The organism is Oceanobacillus sp. FSL H7-0719 (assembly GCF_045040795.1).
In the GTDB taxonomy this organism is placed as follows: domain Bacteria; phylum Bacillota; class Bacilli; order Bacillales; family Amphibacillaceae; genus Oceanobacillus.
In genome coordinates this window covers 824,009-839,946 of sequence record NZ_CP150301.1, presented here as the reverse complement: position 1 = coordinate 839,946, position 15,938 = coordinate 824,009, and the positions used below count along the sequence as shown (strand labels likewise).

Genomic DNA, 15,938 nt, shown 5'->3' with positions numbered 1-15,938 from the left:
CAATCAAATATTATGTACTCACAACCTGTTTCTGGTCTGTATAGTTATAAGTGGCAATTTTTTGGTTATTACCACTAGAGTCTTTAACTGTTGCTATGTCACCGCTACAACCTGCTAACAATCCTATGAAACAAACACTTGCAATTAATAGTTTTTTCATGTTATCACCTCATTAAATAATTATTTTTTGTTTTTACAATCCGCTTTTTAATCTTTCGCACTTAACCCATGTTAAATGATAGCTAGTGTGTCCAAGTAATTTGATAGCTCTCCGCAAAGAGTCTGCAAATTCTTCTGCTTCTTCTTTATTAGTAAATATTTGTGCGTGCTCTTTATAGTCTCCACTATATTCTCCAAATCTTCTATTCCATCTAACAACCCATGTTTCCGCATCTGATGTTAGAGTTCTATGACCTTTTTTGAATATGTTCAACATAATTATCTCTCCTAATTTGATAATATATTCATTTTATCCTTTTTTAATCCAATCACTATACTTCAAAGCGTTCGCTTTCCCAAGATATGTGTCTAGTGAATATTTATAATCTTCTTTCTCGCACCTTGCGCATTTCAAGAAGATATAATCCTCCCCTGTAAACATGAGGTATCTATCAGTTTCTTTGTATTTATGACCGAATAAACACTTTAATCCCATTTCAAACACCTCACGTAATGGTTAAAATTATCCTTTTAATTTATTCAATCACATTGTCTTTCCACCATTTAGAATCTTTAAACTGTGATTTTAGCTCTTTTACTATTTCATTCCTGTGCTTAACATTGTCATGCTTAATATCCTTGCATGCTTCGTGAAATTTGTTTGCATCTTTTCCTGCTTGGCAGAGAATATTCTCCTTATCGCATACACACTTTGATTTGTGTGTATATCCTTGCCCACCCTCTTTCGCATAGCAAAATTTCAAATCTCTCATTTCCTTTGTTATTCCTTCAGACAATTTATTTAATGACTCGTAATTTACCGCAATCGTCTCTTGGATTGACTGCCTCCTAAATGTCTCTCTCCACTCCCTATACTCACTTGCAGTCATATTTTTAGACAATGTTATAAAATCTTCTTTCGGTCTTTTGAAATGCTCTTCACCGTGTTGGGTAATCATTTCTTTGTCTTCATGTATATGCTGCTCTTCTTGCTTGTCATTTAATATTTGCTCATTCAAATCCGAGTATTCTTCGCAAACATTGCAGTAAATAACTTTCACCATTTTTTTACCATTTGACCAATATACATTCTCTTCCTTACAGTTATTACTCTTGCATTTTGGACATTGCATTACATCACCTCACTTCTCGTTATTATTTATTATGAATATCTCCCAGTTTAATTTTTTCTTTCCCACAGTATTTACATCTATGAAATGACTTGTATAATCCTGCATTGTAACAAACATAATTGTGAAGTCCGATTTTGCACCAGCTAATCCTTCTCACCTCTCATTAAGATCAGAATTTTATTTAAATCAATTACTCGCAAACCTCAATACAAATCCCTAATTCTTGTAACAGTTTAACCTCACTGTTATTAACATTGTCGACTACCTTCTTCCAACCTAATAAAGTTGCCCCATAATACAAATCATACAATTCCTTATCTTCATCATTAAGATCACCTTTCAACCTCACTATTCTTTCTTTGAATGTTTCAGTTCCAACGACATTATAATCATCATCGTACAAATCAAAAGTTTCTCCTTCATCTTCTTCATCTCTATAAGATACAAAAATCACCCTTCCATCTTTAAGCTCTTTCTCTTTTTTAATCCATTCATACACGTCTTCATCTGACTTTGTTGCTAAGTATGTATGAATTCCCTCTTGGCTATCTTTTGGTGCATAATGCTTCATCACAATTTCGTATAAATTCATTGTAATCCTCCTTTAAAATATGTAATTTATATAGTTGAAATTTGTCCATTCTTATACGCTTCTTCAGTTTCTTCATTTAGTATTGTGGCAAATACCCCTGCTTCGTCTTCGTCATGGAACAAGAGATCAAAAGTATAAGAGTATTTACTAAATTCATCATAACAATTTATTTCATAGCCTCCTTTCTCTTCATTTCTTTCAACCTTGTAAATATTCATCAAAACATCTCCTCTCTATTTAAGCTGACACCTTGACTATGTATTGTTATCTCTCCTTATTAAAACAAGTCCTTTATATTAATCATCCAACATCGTATTAATTTGTTCTCTTACCTGTCTTAGCTCTTCTTCAGTAAATTGCATTTGAGTTAATCTATGATGACCTCGGTTATCTTTATGACCGTCCATTCTCATGGATACAGCAAATTCTCTTGGTTGTGCGCTATTTGTTTTAAGTTCAGAAATAAACATGTTCACTTTATTACAAGAAAATTGAGAATCGCTTCCCCAATTTAGATGTAAGCTAGTATTTTTCCGTATAGCTACTTGCTGTTTTCCATTATCTTTTCTTTCAAATTTAATTTCCAAAATAACTCTCATCCACAAAACAATTAGTTTATTAAGTCCACCTATCTGTGTAAACTCTTATAATCCTTCCAACTTAACACCTCACATAAATGTCTTTGCTGCTCTAATTCTTTAATTTTAGATAAATCATTTTCTATATTTATTAATCTAGTCAGTCTGACCATTTCTTTTAGTTTTTTATTGTTGAACAGGCTTAGCATCCCAGTGATTTCACAGCCTTTCTGTCATATGTTAAAGCTCAACTTCGTCCTTGATTCCACACTCTTTAACCATATCCCACAGCAACCCATATCTATCATCTTGCCAATCTCCTACTTCCATAAAACTACAATACCCATTTTCTTGATGAGGTTTTGACTTATCTATGCTCCAATATGGACAAGCAACCCCATTTTCATCATAGCAGTAATGTCCTTGTGGGATTGAACTTTTATCTTTATGTTTATTCAACACGATCATTTCTCCTTAAAACATTTATTTTAATAAGCTATTTACCTAATTCTGATTTTAATTCCGCTTCAACTCTACGTTTAACATCATCCAGACTTTGTGTAGCCCAGCGAGCATACCTCGGATCTAAATACTTATCTTCACTATAATCACTTCTTACTTCTTTGATGATTTCAAGCAGTCTCTCAATCGTCATGTATCAACTCACCCTTTCTATATGAAATGTGTATTTTATTACTACCGCTTCTATTTTTAACTTAGTTTATAATAAGTGCAAGGGACTCCTGTGTATTCTGAGATATGATGTTTAACAAACCTTAATTCTCCGCTATTAATATATTTTCTTACTTCATTTTCTCTTAATACAGGGTACGATCCATCATTTTCTAGTTGTGACAAGAGTTGATAAATATGTTCATTCCACATTATCACATCATGTTTATCAATTTTAAATTGTTGATTGTAACTGCTTTTCAACTCCATTTATTTTCCTCCTCTGATAAAATGCATGTTTTATTTAGTATTCATATTTCAAATTACCAATAAATTCTGTGATCTTACCATCATTTATCACGACAAATTCAGTTACATACCTATCTAACACGCTCAATGGTGATGGATTATATTCATCATTTTCTTCATTATATTTTTCGAACCAAAATTCAACATTGTCATCAACGCTTGTGTTTTTGAAGATAAAATAAGGATATTTTTCTTCATCAATTAGTGCTATGTGGTTAGCAATATCGTAAAATCTTTCTGTGATATGCTCATAGGCTAAAACAGAAATGCCTTCATCTGATATGTGATAGTCTGTATTATTATTTGCAAAATCTTTTATAGCTTGAGAGATTTCTTTTTTATCTTTGGTGAAGAATACTTGTTGATTAGATAACTCCCAGCAAACACGATCTGAAAAATTATCTGATTTATTCATGATATCATTTAGTTTAACATCTAACCCTTCTCCACCAAACCCAATTAAACTTTTCTTGTATCCATAAGGTGTTTGTATTTCATTATGCATATATTTATCAAGCAACACATCCCAAACCACAGGACTAAACCACCATGAATTGTGATACTCTCTATCAATTACTCCATTATATTGCTCATCCATTAACCATAAACTGCTACTACTCATTTTTTATTCCTCCTCTTTAAGTTAAATTCTCTATTTGATTGAATTAATCATTTTCATTTGTTGCTAATTCCTCTACAGTATCCACGTCCCATGTTATAGTTACTTCAACTATTTTATGTGGCATGTCGTACTTCAAACATTTGTAATTCCAATTCAAAGCACCGATAGTATTCATATTACAAGCTACCTGCAGAGCTTCTTCCTTAGTTTCAAACAAATGTGCTTCCGTAGGGTACTTTGATGAATAAGTCATTACATCCTCATTTGACTCTTGCTCAAAGTACAAAAATTGCTTATCTTTACTCATAAGAGCAAACCCTTTTTTCATTTCATCAAACCTTCCTTTCCAGATAAAGCTTCTCCTTGATTCAAATTCTTCCGTGATAAATCAACTACGCTGTTATATGATTATAGAAACTCTTTTCTCTCAATCTCCTCAAGTAATTCGGCTTTAAATAGTCTAGCCACCTCTTCCTTGTCGATGCCAATCTCTTTAATCATTTCATTTTCTTCCTTGAATTTTTCCTCAATACTTGGCTGATCTCGAGCAAAAGATTCAAACAATCTATCGACTTGATTAACTTTAATATTTTCAACTTCTCTATAAAACTCTTTAAGTGTTCTGAAGTTACGCTGTCGTTTTGTCTTTATTTTTGTTACGAATAGCATCTCTTCAATTTCACCCACTTCTAAGTCATAGTTTTCATAACTAATTACCAATCTGATATTAAACATCTCTTCGCCTCTTCCCTTTGATAAGTATTCCTTTATTTTAATAGTCAGCCAAATATTCTTTCGGTATCAAATGTAGTGATCCGGCAGTAGTATTACATAACGTAAACCCATTATCATATTCATAAATAACATTTACCTTAATGTACCTCTCAATATCTTCATACTGTTGTGTCAGATACGTTTCTTTATCAGTTGCTTCCCTGTCCGAATACTCTCCAAGTTTCAAAGTCTTATCGTGTAAATCACCAAAATTCTCTAACAGTTCCTCGATTGTATCCATATCTAAACCCAGTTTGTCTAATTTGAAATACAATTTATTCTTTAATTCATTATACTTCTGCACTAAGTCAAAAACCCTTTTATCCATTATGTTATCCTCCTCAGATTTTAGCTTCTATAGAAATTATCTTTTATTTGAATCATTCATTAAGAAACTTTTCTATATCTTTTATCAAAGTGTGCAAATAAGAATGTCCATCATCCCAGCCTACACTGTTCAGCTCATATTCCAATGCATTCAAATTCTCTAAAAAAACTTCTGCTTCAGCTTTCTGTCCATCGAGATAACCCTTCTGATACTGCTTCGATTTAGTCATTGAATCTCTCCTCCCTTCATTTCCGTAGAAAAATAACAAGAATAATTAACAGGTATAGTGCCGCTACTCCCCATTCTCCGTCTATAATCATAATTACAGGGAATACTATTAGCATGAGCAATATTAAAATCCCTACAATTGGCACTATTTGCATCCTTAACACCTCTATCATTGAAAATTATCTTTTATCGCGCATCGTTAGCCCATGCCAACCATTGCAAATTATCTTCGTCATACTCAGTAACTTCAAAAGAGCCGTGAGTATCTTCGTGAGATAGGGTCATATTGTGTTTCTTACAAATCTTCTCGATATCCTTTAAAAATTCAAGCATATCTTTTGACATTTCAACATTTCTTCCTTCACGATTGTTCCAAGTCTCTTTTTCTTCCAGTGCAGTTCGCTCAATAATTGATTCATACCCCTTCATTTTTGCCACTCCTTCACTTTAAAACTTCCATTTCATTGATTTTTACCCAATTCTTCCATCAACTTATCCATCATGCTTGTCAGTCTGCTCTCTATATATTCCCCATCAAGATTATCGACACCACACTCTCCTAGTAGTTCATCAAACAATTTTTGCTCTATATACTTGCCACCAAAATCCACCTCATAAGCTGTATCGATTGCCATAAGTAGCAACACCTTGTCGTATTTCTCTTTATTCATCGTCACACTTTCCTTTCTAATTAAAAGTAATTTTTTATTTAACCTGTTTAACTCTAAGCTTACAAATTAGCCATAATACATGCATGACACACATCAGTTACAAATGCGGTTCCTGACGGGGTAAATCTTAAATTGCAATATTTACATGCTTTTAATTCGTATTTTTTCATTCCTTCACTCCTTATATAAAATTAAAATTTTAATTAGAATTCGTTTCTTTTAAAGTTATGATCAATTTGTTGAATTTCTTATCATTAATCTTCTGTTTCTTTTTTATCTCAGACAGTTCTCTAAGTATCCGCCGCTCTTCGTTACTCAGTCTACTCATCTCAGCTAAATTTTCATCTAGTTCCTTCTTTACAACATTTAGATCATCACTCACATCCCTCTCTCCTTTCTTCAAAATTACCCGCGATATTCAACACTTGCTGTTATGCGTTTTGCTGACTAGTCTTCGGTTGACATTATTTTTACACCTCTTATATAGTATTATAATTCCGTTTATACAGAAAGTCAATAGGGAATGACATATTTCTTTTTTGAAATTTCCGCCATTCCCTATTCTTAAGATGAATTACTTATTCGTTTTTCCATACTCAATACCATATACTTCTTTAAGCTCTTTTTTAATGAACTCTAATTTATGCCCTCTAACTCTTTCGTTTCTAACATCGTACCTCTCAAAGATATTCTGAACTACAATTGGATTATTTACGTCTAATTCGATCCCTTTCTCCACTAGGCGCTTTCCCATGTAGACAATCCCAGAGTTAATAACACGCTTCATGTTGAGCTTTTCGTCCGTATACTCAGACAGCGTTGAGATACGTTCTAAAATCCCACCGTATGCCAACCTAGCGTCTCCCTGTTGTCTTCCGTTGCTTGACTTTCTAAAAACATAACCAGTATCAGTGATATCATATTCTTCCCTGTCGTTCTTATTATTTTTAGATTCATCAAGATAACGTCTATATGTTGTTTCTCTCTTTGCATTTTCAACTAACTTTAATCCAAGTTTCCCTAATGGAATATCCGGTCTGTACGGATCTAATTTGCTCAGCATAACCTTTCCGTCTTTAAAATGGTCAAATCTAAGATTAATTAACTCACTTGCAGCATCGCCATATACTCCCATAAACAATAGATACAACAACAATTCATCCTGTCTATTCTTTAAGTGCGGATATTTTCTATTCTCTACATTTCTCCCAATAATTTCATAAAAATCACTTGCTTCGAGAACATTCTTCGTCTCTTTTGCAATCTTTTTTAGATCATCTACTTTGATTTCTAACGCGGCATTTTTATCGGATAACTTTAATCCTTCTTTAATTGCCCAATTTGTATATACTGAAATTAAACTTAGCCTAGACTTAAGCGTGTTTAATAAAGATTTATTTCCTGATAGAAACTCTAGTATTTGCTCCTTGTTGAAGTCAAAAATATCCTTGTTGAATTTTAGTTCATAGTCGAAAGTCTTATCAAAAAGCCATTCGTAATTCTCCTTATGTTTGCTTTGCTTAATAAAATTGTCTTTATACTTTCCTTGGTAAATCCTATACATAGTGTTCCACCATCCTCTATTCTCTATATTTTTATATTTTATTTGGGCAACTCATATCCCCTACGCTTATAGTATACCACATTAAACGTTATTTTAGTACATATAAACGAAATTTTTTATTACGTTTATGTTACAAAAGAAATACTCACCATAAATATGATGAGTATGAGGGTTTATTATTAAAATTCGATTATAAGATCATCTTCAAAATCAAAATCCAGCACGCTATTTGTGATAATCTTATCCGCTGATTCACTTGGATACTGTTTAAGTTTGTCATAAACTTCTGAAAGTGATATACTACTGTTGTTAATATAGTTGATATATTCTTTTTTTATGGGTTCTTGGAAGATTCTTTCAAGAGCCTTTTTTTTATCCTCTTTACACCTTATAAGAAACTCTTCTTTTGTCATAGCGTACTGCTTTCTTTTATGTTTCTGATATGCCATCATACTCTTTAACGCTTGTCCATCATAAAAGTTAACCATAAATTCATTTAAATCATCTTCCGACTTGACCAGAAAGTCTAGCAACTCCTTATTGTCCTCGTTCAGTACCCCTAAAAATGTAAATGTGCTTTCTGTAATGATTCTCATGATATCCTCTCTCCTCTTCCTTTGGGTATACCCTTATTATACCCTAATATTTTAGATAGAACAAGTGTTCTTTATTTTATTTGTACCATTATTTCATTTATAAGTTTAATATATTCATGATTTTTCTAAAAACTAAAAACGTGAATATCTCTTTTAATAGTGAAAGACGCTACCTTTATCGGCAACGTCCTTCGTCTTGAGCAATTCTTAGTTTTTATGTAGCTATGAGTACTAAAGTCCTCCCGGTCTTGCTTCTGACAACGGTTGTACAACAATGTTGTCATTTGTTTCTTTAACTACTATCTTGTTTACATCTTCATTTACAACTCCAAGAGACAGAATTGTAGTTAGTCCGATGATTGCAGCAACTTTCTTCATTTATTCACCCCCTTTAAAGCTTCTCTTTTTGTGTTTTTTCTCTATATAATAGAAAGTAATTCTTCAGCACAACCTCTTTTAATCAATTCCATCTTAGGTATCTCTGCAAGAAATGCATCCCCAGCATTTTGAAATTTAGTCATACAAGCATAAATATAAATCGTATCATTGCTTTTAATTCCTTTTATTAATAAATCTAAGGGATCATCCTCAGCTTGTACAAAATCTCTGTCAAAATCTCTGTCTATTATGCTATTAATCTTAATTCTCCGATTTTCCATATCATTTATAAGTGTATTTTCATACCAATTATCCAATATATTCAAAGCTTTCAAATAATAATGATTAAATTTAACCTTAGAATCATTTATATATGATAGTGCTAACGTTTGATATGAGAATGCGGAGTATGTTTCTCCGATATTCCTTTCTATTACATCCAAAGCATGTTTTCTAGCTTCTTCAACGTTTTTATTTACTCTTAGCTCTAGCGCCGAGGTCATCTCTGACACTCTTGCTATAAATGAATTCTTTAAATAGCTATCTTCCATACCGTCTAACATATTTCTTACAATTGCCTGAATATCATTTATTATTTTGTAATCTTTAATGACGTAGAAGTAATTCATTTCCATTAGTCTTACAAGTACTTTTAAATGATTACAAGTAACCTTTGACTCTCTCAACCATTCATACGCTTCATAATCTGTCATTTTTCTATTACGCCATTCTTTCAACGTCTTGTAAAAGCTTCCCCATTGGTTTACAATCTTATTTTTATGTTTGATACTCATTTCTATAACTCTATCTAGCAAACTGTCAAGCCTATGTGTTGTCGTATATTCTAGCAAATCTTTCAGATTCTCTGGTTTAATATCTTCTTGCTGCCTACAGTATAGTTGGATCATTTCTGTTTCTTTTTCTGGAACAAGATTGCGTATTACGCTTAATATGGTGTCAAATTTTACATTGCCGTTATTAAACATTTTATTTAACACTCCTACTGAATAGCCTGTAATTCTTGACAACTCCTTATAAGTACAACCTTTGCTATCCATTGCTTTTGTCAGTGCTAAAAGCATAACAACCACTCCTATTCTGTAAGCAGCGAGAATTAATTTACATTGTTCGCTATTATTTTTTATTTTACCATTTGTTTAAATTAAATACAATACTTTTTTAACAATTACTTTATTTAATTTTTGTATTTTTATTTCTTTTATAAATCTTATATCTGTATTATAATTCGGTTTACTTATGAAGTCAATACTTTTTTAGCTTTTATTTTCTTCAATCGATAAATTTATTTTATAACTATCTTTCTTGCCTAATAATAACCCTAAAGCCTTGCATTTCTCTTCAAATTCTTCCCCTGAAAACACTCCGTCTAATACAAATTCAAACTTATTTACTGTCTCCTGATTGTTATTATCATCGTCAAAATTGTCTGAATTGGTATTATCAGGTTCGCTAAGGATAATGCTTGCTCCAAAATCATCGTCTAGTGCTTCGCTAACATCTGTTTCGTATACTTCCTTATAATCATCCATAACATTTTCACCCCTCTCTGGTGTAGATTTCCATTGTTGAGCTTTGTTTGTTTCTACTGCTTTGCGCCATTTAGACTTATTTGTTGTAAAGGAGTTTAATGCATAATCAACAATGTTTGCCATCTCTTTATTAGTCATACCCTTTTTTTCTTGCCAGTAATCCACCAATTCGACTTTTTGTTCATCCGAAAGCGTTCTAAACTCATGTGGCTTTATATCTCCGTCTTTATACTTCTTCATTAGCTCTTCGTCTACTTTTATCACTGCATCTGATCTCCTGACGTTTAATTTATTTAAAATATTATAAAACGTACTCTCAGCGATTCCCCATTCTCTACATATGTCAACGTTAGTGTACCTATTCATCCACTCAAACAATAATTCTTTTTGTTCTTCTGTATTAAATTTATTAAATTTTTCATATTCTAATACAGTCTCAAACATATTATATTTATTAACCCTTGAGTTCTTTTCATATTTCTTAAAGTTATTCTTGGCAAATTTAACACCACCAGCAACTCCAGCTCCCTCACTACCTTTGCCTACCCGCCTATGTACATTGGAGCCGATTTTCTTTTTATAAAAAGAGTCTTGATAAAACATTTTCTCTATTTCTTTTGAACTCTCCATAATGTCACCTCCCTTCTATTATATTATACCCTTCATTCTATATTATAATATATCTTCTAGCCAATATTTTCCATAACTTTATTTACAAAAAATTCTTCCTTTTTACCATCAATAATCATGGTTGAATCGTTTAGCTTATCCTCTAACATAGATAGGAACATTTTATCCATGTCTGCCTCTTTGGAATACAAGTAATCAATAGAACAAGGCAAATTTTGCCCTATACGGTTTATGCGCTTTTCCATTTGATTAACCATAACGACTGGCGACCAGTGAAAATCAACTACTATCATATGATGAGATTCTGTTAGTGTTATACCTTCACCAGCAGCATCTATATTACCTATAAATACTTTCTTTTTGCCACTTTGAAACTCATCTACCGCTTTTTGCCTATCTTTAGCATTAACTTCTCCAGTAACCTTAACTGAATTGTTTTCAAACTTCTTAGACAATGTATCAACTACGTCTTTGAAATTAGTAAATATAACTACAGATTTATTCTGTTCTAACAAGTCTTTAACATGATCTATAGCGTGCTTGGCTTTAGCTATAGCCAGTTCTTTTCTCATTGCGTTAAGGTATACTAAATGCTGTCCATTCGTCTCTAGTGAATGCCTGTTATCCATATAATTATTAACTGCTTTCTTATATTTATTCATATTAATATCAACAGGAATAAAACTTCTTATACGTTCTGGTAAATCTATATGGTCTTCAGTTCTCATGCGTAACATATAATTGGGATATAACCTGCTGTTTAAGTCTTCTTGATTACTTGAGCCATTGTAATTTGTTCCAAAGTGTGACTTAGTAGCTCCACAATATGAATTTGCAAATTGATACCAATTGGTTGTAACTGGATGTTCGATAACTTTTAGCAAATTAAATATGTCTTTGGTCTGGTTTACATATGGAGTTGCTGTTATAGGAAATACATACTCCATTTCTTCAGCTATCTTTACCCCTAACCTAGCACGCTTACTTGACGGCTTACCTTTTCCATCTACTCCACGTAATTTATGCGCTTCATCATATGCAACAATTTCAAAATTAGACTTCATAATATCGTCATAGAAATTTTCTAATATGTCATAATTTAGTATTACATATTGAGAATCTCTCCATTCGCTTTTAGAATCCAGTACTGTTATATCAGCATTAGGATTTACCTTTTCGAGTATTTCTTTTTCCCAATTGTATTTAACACTTGCTGGAGTTATTATTAACGTCTTTTTCTTTAAGTATTCAGCGACCATAATTGTTATTATTGTCTTACCCAACCCAGCCTCTAATGCATTAATCATTTTTTTATTATTTAACAGTTGCTTAATAGCGTCCCATTGGAAGTCATATGGAGTTATTTTCAGATGAGGGAAATTAGATTTATCTAGCGATATTTCAGACTTGCTGTTATATGAAGTATATGGCAATAAATCAGATAAATCTATATAGTCTAATTCCTCCAATTTAGAATACAGCCAATCTTCATTTCCCTTAGCAATTCTCCATGACTTGTTAGTTTTATTAAATGCTCGACCTTCAATTTGCTTAACAGTTTCCAATACCTTTTGATCGTAATCAAAGCCAATATTTAAAGACTTCGCATTTTCCTTTAATACTTTCATTTTAATTGTTTTTATTTTTTCTTCTTCAGTTTCCCCGCGATATTTAGTGTCGGCTGTTATGTGATTTAATTCTGGAATGACATGAGAAACATCTTTGTCCATTTCTTCTAATATACTTACTAAATGTTTCAAATATTCAGTATTAATCTCCCACTCATCGCTATACATGTCAAAACTTGATTCTGGTACCTTCTTTAATTCTTGATACAATTCATAGTCATAGTTTCCATTTATTATAGTTTTACCCTCTTTTATGTCAAAGTTAATCATGGCGATTCTCCTTCAATTTTTCAATTCCTTCTATTAATTCAACAGCCTGAGCCAGTTTACCTAATGATACACCTTGTAAGTGTGCAACCATGATAATTTTAATAAGTTCGTCTGGTGCGCCCTGTTTTCTCATATGGGTCTCTATTGCTGCGAGTCTTGGCACAAATTTAAGTTCTGTCATTTATACACCTCATAATCTTAATTTAACCTTTAAGTGAATTTAATTTCTTTCATATTATCGACTTAAAATAATCTTTCTTTAATCCATAATTCTTTTGAATCAGCCCACTTAAAGCCGTAATCAATAGCCAACATTGCTAATTCATCTGGATCAACTTTGTTATCTATTTTAGGATTATATAACCTATACCCTTTTTTATCCAGCCATAACTGCATTTCATGCTCAGTCATTGTTTTTGTTTTAAATAAATTGCCTAGCATTTCGATCCCTCCAGTTTTCTATTTAAATGTACGTTTTATCTTAATTATTTACACTATCTAAAGCTTTTTTAAATGACGCAAGATCTTTTACTATTAACTCCTCAGCTTCTAATTGTGCTTGAAATACCCCTCTTGCTTCAAATTCATAATTTTTAAATTTATACCACCCATAACCACATCTTGCAGGTCTTTCAATACTACTTAATTTATATCCTTCCTTTGTGTACCAATAACCTGGAAATGATAGAAGCCAATTATATTTTGTTTTCTTCATTTTTACCATTCTCCTTCTTGAATATAATATTATTCATCTTAAATTCTTCTACTCAACCATTTACTCAAATTTTGCCTAGATTTATCCCATTTCCATATAAAGTATAGTTTCACTTTTTGAGTTTTTGTTAATTTTATTCCAGTATAGTATTCAACTTGATATATAAATTTAATGTCTTTTTTAAGTTTTTTCATCATTTATTCTGAAATTAAAGCAATGCGCTCATTCACAGTTTTAAGTTTTATTTTTACTTTCATATCTTTATCATGTAGCCAGCTTTCAAACTGTTCCTTTTCTTCTTGATGATTCTCTTCACTATCAAACATTGTACAGTTTAAACCCTCACCAATTAATAATCTTTCTTCTCTTGTTTCATTATTCATATCTGTTTCAAGTAATTTATCTATTGTCATATTAAAATACTCTCTTGTCGTTTTCATTTATTCATTCTCCTTTTTATGTTTATAATTGCTTTTCATTTAATTTCTCCCACTTATACTTATAGCCGTTTGTTTCACATTTTGGGCAAACTGGAACAGTACCGCCATCCAAACTCTTTACTTCTTTCCACTTCTTAAAAGTAAAATCACATTCTAAACATTTAATCATCTGTTCACCTCTTATCCACTGTATTTATAGGTATACAAAATCATTTGCATTGTAAATATTAATGTATTCATTCCTATACGATCTCTCTATAAGTTCATCCAGTTCTAATTTCAAATTTAGTAAACTATTAAATGTTTTTACTACTTGCCCACCATTATTGGCATCATCAAAACATACAACCCAATTACTATTATTACCATAATTATTTAATTCATCATAAGTTACATTTGATTTAATGGGAAAATAACCTATTATATTTCTTAATTCTTCTTCTCCTTCTTGTTCTTTGAATTCTTGCAAACTTTCATATTCCCAATAATAATTACCCTTTGCTATCAAAGTTATAAATTCAAATTTATGTTTGCTCATTATTAACCCTCCTATTTTCAATTAAAATTCCTGTTTCATTCAGATTGCTTTATAACTTCTTCAAATTAATTAGTGTAACGTTTCTTCCGTCACCAAACCATAAAGATGAAAGTCTGCTCTCAATGTCCTTAATGTCGTCATAGTCACTTACTTCACTTCTAACTCCTATAACATCATTTTGTAAAGGATCACTTTCACCTTCTGCAACAAATGATACAAAATACTTAATCATCTTAAACACTCCCTGTATTTATTAGAATTCCCATGTATAAAACGATAGTCTTTCCTCTGGTGTCATTTCTACAACTAGCTCTTTTACTTTATTAAACATAGTACCTACTTCAAACATATGGTCAATATTTTCATTACTGTACCCATTGTCTAATAGTAGCTTATATCTTGCATTACTAGGATTACACCAGACCGCATTAAAGAAAGTATCATCATTTATAATCTGTTCATAAGTCATTCAAACCCCTCCATTTCTATATAAATCTCTTATTTTATTAACAGGCAGTGATATTACTCACTGTCTATTATATTGTTTAAATTCTAATATAATCTCCATTTATAAATTCATACATACCATCTTTGGTGACAATGTAAATAAACTCCCCCAAGGAATTGAATCCATTCTCTCTTTCATTTTTGTCACTTCCTTTCACATCATCAATGCCTGCTAATTCTCTACCAGTCTCATGCTGATACAACGTGACAATATCATCACCATATCCGTAGACAAAAACTATTTGTTTATTGAAGTCGATCATAATATAATCTCCCTTTATTTTCATATAATTTTACCATATATCAATTTGAATAAAAGTCCTCTTTTATTAAAATTGCTGGCGATAATCCACCCTTGCTGTTATGTGTTTATTTACATACTTTATTTTGAACATGTGATTTTACCATATAACTAACGACTGGATTGTTTTGATCCACTTTATTACAATGAGATTCCTCGTTGATTGTTCCAAGACTTAATAATGACGTAGATAGTACCATAATAGCTAAATATTTTAGCATTTTTTCCACTCCCTTTTTATATTCTGGCGATATTTTAACTCCGCTGTTATGTGATTAATCTAGCTTTTCAAGCAGTAAATTCATGTCGCTTATATTCAATGCATCCATAATCATATTTAAATGGATCAAATTGATGCTATTCTGTACGTTGCTCCCCATATCGTATAATGTTGCATATCTGATTCCAGTAGCTTCGTGAAGCCAATTTAATGATATACTATGCTCTTCTAAATATTCTATTAGTCTAAAGTTAACGGCTCCAAACTCTTCCCTTGTAAACCTCTGTCTAGTTCTTTTTGTGTTTGTCATATAACATTCCTCTTTCATTTACCTTTACACTATCCATTACTTTTATAAATTTCTTTATCTCTTCTTTTGTGATCCCTGTTTTCCTTGCTTCCGAAATTAGTTCAACCCATTCTTTATCTACGTTCAACTCCTTAATTACCTTTTTATTATCCATTATTATCTCCCCAATTATAATATATTCTCTATCTTTATTCTACTTAATAAGGTATAACTGTCTATATTCGC

Annotated in this window: 34 protein-coding genes; all 34 read right to left on the bottom strand. The window is 31.7% G+C overall.

The genetic code is table 11. From position 1 onward, the window contains the following. Positions 1–10 precede the first annotated feature (10 nt). The 34 genes from NST93_RS04470 to NST93_RS04305 all read right to left on the bottom strand — a co-directional run bounded on the left by NST93_RS04470 (position 11) and on the right by NST93_RS04305 (position 15,867). Entirely contained in the window at positions 11–160 is a 150-nt protein-coding gene (locus tag NST93_RS04470) for a hypothetical protein (protein WP_405101602.1), read from the bottom strand. A 33-nt stretch (positions 161–193) separates the two neighbouring features. Next, entirely contained in the window at positions 194–436 is a 243-nt protein-coding gene (locus NST93_RS04465; RefSeq protein WP_405101600.1) for a hypothetical protein, read from the bottom strand. 259 nt (positions 437–695) lie between these two features. Beyond that, on the bottom strand, positions 696–1,223 hold the full coding sequence (locus NST93_RS04460) for a hypothetical protein (protein ID WP_405101597.1): 528 nt from the start codon (positions 1,221–1,223) through the stop codon (positions 696–698). Between the two features lie 259 nt (positions 1,224–1,482). Continuing rightward, entirely contained in the window at positions 1,483–1,884 is a 402-nt protein-coding gene (locus tag NST93_RS04455; protein WP_405101595.1) for a hypothetical protein, read from the bottom strand. 26 nt (positions 1,885–1,910) lie between these two features. Continuing rightward, entirely contained in the window at positions 1,911–2,102 is a 192-nt protein-coding gene (locus NST93_RS04450; RefSeq protein WP_405101592.1) for a hypothetical protein, read from the bottom strand. A gap of 78 nt (positions 2,103–2,180) precedes the next feature. After that, positions 2,181–2,471: a hypothetical protein gene (locus tag NST93_RS04445; protein WP_405101590.1), complete on the bottom strand. Its 291-nt coding sequence runs from the start codon at positions 2,469–2,471 to the stop codon at positions 2,181–2,183. A gap of 231 nt (positions 2,472–2,702) precedes the next feature. Beyond that, positions 2,703–2,924 (bottom strand): hypothetical protein, encoded by a 222-nt coding sequence (locus NST93_RS04440; protein ID WP_405101588.1) that lies wholly within the window; start codon positions 2,922–2,924, stop codon positions 2,703–2,705. Between the two features lie 34 nt (positions 2,925–2,958). Next, positions 2,959–3,117 carry a hypothetical protein gene (locus NST93_RS04435; RefSeq protein ID WP_405101586.1) on the bottom strand — a complete coding sequence of 53 codons (159 nt, stop codon included), beginning with the start codon at positions 3,115–3,117 and terminating at the stop codon, positions 2,959–2,961. Positions 3,118–3,173: 56 nt separating this feature from the next. Next, positions 3,174–3,404, bottom strand: a complete 231-nt coding sequence (locus tag NST93_RS04430; protein ID WP_405101584.1) for a hypothetical protein — start codon at positions 3,402–3,404, stop codon at positions 3,174–3,176. Positions 3,405–3,438: 34 nt separating this feature from the next. Continuing rightward, positions 3,439–4,065 carry a hypothetical protein gene (locus NST93_RS04425; protein ID WP_405101582.1) on the bottom strand — a complete coding sequence of 209 codons (627 nt, stop codon included), beginning with the start codon at positions 4,063–4,065 and terminating at the stop codon, positions 3,439–3,441. A gap of 43 nt (positions 4,066–4,108) precedes the next feature. Continuing rightward, complete coding sequence (locus NST93_RS04420; RefSeq protein WP_405101581.1) at positions 4,109–4,393, bottom strand: hypothetical protein; 285 nt, start codon at positions 4,391–4,393, stop codon at positions 4,109–4,111. Positions 4,394–4,473: 80 nt separating this feature from the next. Beyond that, positions 4,474–4,800, bottom strand: a complete 327-nt coding sequence (locus NST93_RS04415) for a hypothetical protein (RefSeq protein ID WP_405101579.1) — start codon at positions 4,798–4,800, stop codon at positions 4,474–4,476. A 37-nt stretch (positions 4,801–4,837) separates the two neighbouring features. Beyond that, positions 4,838–5,167 carry a hypothetical protein gene (locus NST93_RS04410; RefSeq protein WP_405101577.1) on the bottom strand — a complete coding sequence of 110 codons (330 nt, stop codon included), beginning with the start codon at positions 5,165–5,167 and terminating at the stop codon, positions 4,838–4,840. 52 nt (positions 5,168–5,219) lie between these two features. After that, entirely contained in the window at positions 5,220–5,396 is a 177-nt protein-coding gene (locus NST93_RS04405; protein WP_405101575.1) for a hypothetical protein, read from the bottom strand. 185 nt (positions 5,397–5,581) lie between these two features. Next, positions 5,582–5,824, bottom strand: coding sequence for a hypothetical protein (locus NST93_RS04400; protein WP_405101573.1), 243 nt, complete (start codon positions 5,822–5,824; stop codon positions 5,582–5,584). A gap of 32 nt (positions 5,825–5,856) precedes the next feature. After that, the gene (locus NST93_RS04395) at positions 5,857–6,030 is read right to left on the bottom strand and encodes a hypothetical protein (protein ID WP_405101571.1); all 174 of its coding nucleotides are present in this window, start codon (positions 6,028–6,030) and stop codon (positions 5,857–5,859) included. A 235-nt stretch (positions 6,031–6,265) separates the two neighbouring features. Beyond that, positions 6,266–6,448, bottom strand: a complete 183-nt coding sequence (locus NST93_RS04390) for a hypothetical protein (protein ID WP_405101569.1) — start codon at positions 6,446–6,448, stop codon at positions 6,266–6,268. A gap of 192 nt (positions 6,449–6,640) precedes the next feature. Then, entirely contained in the window at positions 6,641–7,630 is a 990-nt protein-coding gene (locus NST93_RS04385) for a hypothetical protein (RefSeq protein WP_405101567.1), read from the bottom strand. Between the two features lie 179 nt (positions 7,631–7,809). Further along, positions 7,810–8,226, bottom strand: coding sequence for a hypothetical protein (locus tag NST93_RS04380; protein WP_405101565.1), 417 nt, complete (start codon positions 8,224–8,226; stop codon positions 7,810–7,812). A gap of 231 nt (positions 8,227–8,457) precedes the next feature. Continuing rightward, positions 8,458–8,604: a hypothetical protein gene (locus NST93_RS04375; protein ID WP_405101563.1), complete on the bottom strand. Its 147-nt coding sequence runs from the start codon at positions 8,602–8,604 to the stop codon at positions 8,458–8,460. Positions 8,605–8,645: 41 nt separating this feature from the next. Beyond that, the gene (locus NST93_RS04370; protein ID WP_405101561.1) at positions 8,646–9,686 is read right to left on the bottom strand and encodes an AimR family lysis-lysogeny pheromone receptor; all 1,041 of its coding nucleotides are present in this window, start codon (positions 9,684–9,686) and stop codon (positions 8,646–8,648) included. Between the two features lie 192 nt (positions 9,687–9,878). Continuing rightward, a complete protein-coding gene (locus tag NST93_RS04365; protein WP_405101559.1) occupies positions 9,879–10,784 on the bottom strand; it encodes a hypothetical protein in 906 nt (301 codons plus the stop codon). 56 nt (positions 10,785–10,840) lie between these two features. Continuing rightward, on the bottom strand, positions 10,841–12,682 hold the full coding sequence (locus NST93_RS04360; RefSeq protein WP_405101557.1) for a DEAD/DEAH box helicase: 1,842 nt from the start codon (positions 12,680–12,682) through the stop codon (positions 10,841–10,843). Next, complete coding sequence (locus NST93_RS04355; RefSeq protein WP_405101555.1) at positions 12,675–12,863, bottom strand: hypothetical protein; 189 nt, start codon at positions 12,861–12,863, stop codon at positions 12,675–12,677. Before NST93_RS04355 ends, NST93_RS04360 begins: the two co-directional genes overlap by 8 nt. A gap of 62 nt (positions 12,864–12,925) precedes the next feature. Further along, positions 12,926–13,123: a hypothetical protein gene (locus NST93_RS04350; RefSeq protein ID WP_405101553.1), complete on the bottom strand. Its 198-nt coding sequence runs from the start codon at positions 13,121–13,123 to the stop codon at positions 12,926–12,928. A gap of 40 nt (positions 13,124–13,163) precedes the next feature. Next, the gene (locus NST93_RS04345) at positions 13,164–13,397 is read right to left on the bottom strand and encodes a hypothetical protein (protein ID WP_405101551.1); all 234 of its coding nucleotides are present in this window, start codon (positions 13,395–13,397) and stop codon (positions 13,164–13,166) included. 197 nt (positions 13,398–13,594) lie between these two features. Then, a complete protein-coding gene (locus NST93_RS04340) occupies positions 13,595–13,837 on the bottom strand; it encodes a hypothetical protein (RefSeq protein WP_405101549.1) in 243 nt (80 codons plus the stop codon). Positions 13,838–13,859: 22 nt separating this feature from the next. After that, entirely contained in the window at positions 13,860–14,006 is a 147-nt protein-coding gene (locus tag NST93_RS04335; protein WP_405101547.1) for a hypothetical protein, read from the bottom strand. 24 nt (positions 14,007–14,030) lie between these two features. Beyond that, on the bottom strand, positions 14,031–14,375 hold the full coding sequence (locus NST93_RS04330; protein ID WP_405101545.1) for a hypothetical protein: 345 nt from the start codon (positions 14,373–14,375) through the stop codon (positions 14,031–14,033). Positions 14,376–14,424: 49 nt separating this feature from the next. Then, the gene (locus NST93_RS04325) at positions 14,425–14,607 is read right to left on the bottom strand and encodes a hypothetical protein (protein ID WP_405101543.1); all 183 of its coding nucleotides are present in this window, start codon (positions 14,605–14,607) and stop codon (positions 14,425–14,427) included. 21 nt (positions 14,608–14,628) lie between these two features. Beyond that, positions 14,629–14,844 carry a hypothetical protein gene (locus tag NST93_RS04320; protein ID WP_405101541.1) on the bottom strand — a complete coding sequence of 72 codons (216 nt, stop codon included), beginning with the start codon at positions 14,842–14,844 and terminating at the stop codon, positions 14,629–14,631. 76 nt (positions 14,845–14,920) lie between these two features. Beyond that, complete coding sequence (locus NST93_RS04315; RefSeq protein ID WP_405101539.1) at positions 14,921–15,145, bottom strand: hypothetical protein; 225 nt, start codon at positions 15,143–15,145, stop codon at positions 14,921–14,923. A 313-nt stretch (positions 15,146–15,458) separates the two neighbouring features. Next, positions 15,459–15,713, bottom strand: a complete 255-nt coding sequence (locus tag NST93_RS04310) for a helix-turn-helix domain-containing protein (RefSeq protein ID WP_405101537.1) — start codon at positions 15,711–15,713, stop codon at positions 15,459–15,461. Continuing rightward, positions 15,691–15,867: an anti-repressor SinI family protein gene (locus tag NST93_RS04305; protein ID WP_405101535.1), complete on the bottom strand. Its 177-nt coding sequence runs from the start codon at positions 15,865–15,867 to the stop codon at positions 15,691–15,693. The genes NST93_RS04310 and NST93_RS04305 overlap by 23 nt, the downstream gene beginning before the upstream one ends. Between the last annotated feature and the right edge of the window lie 71 nt (positions 15,868–15,938).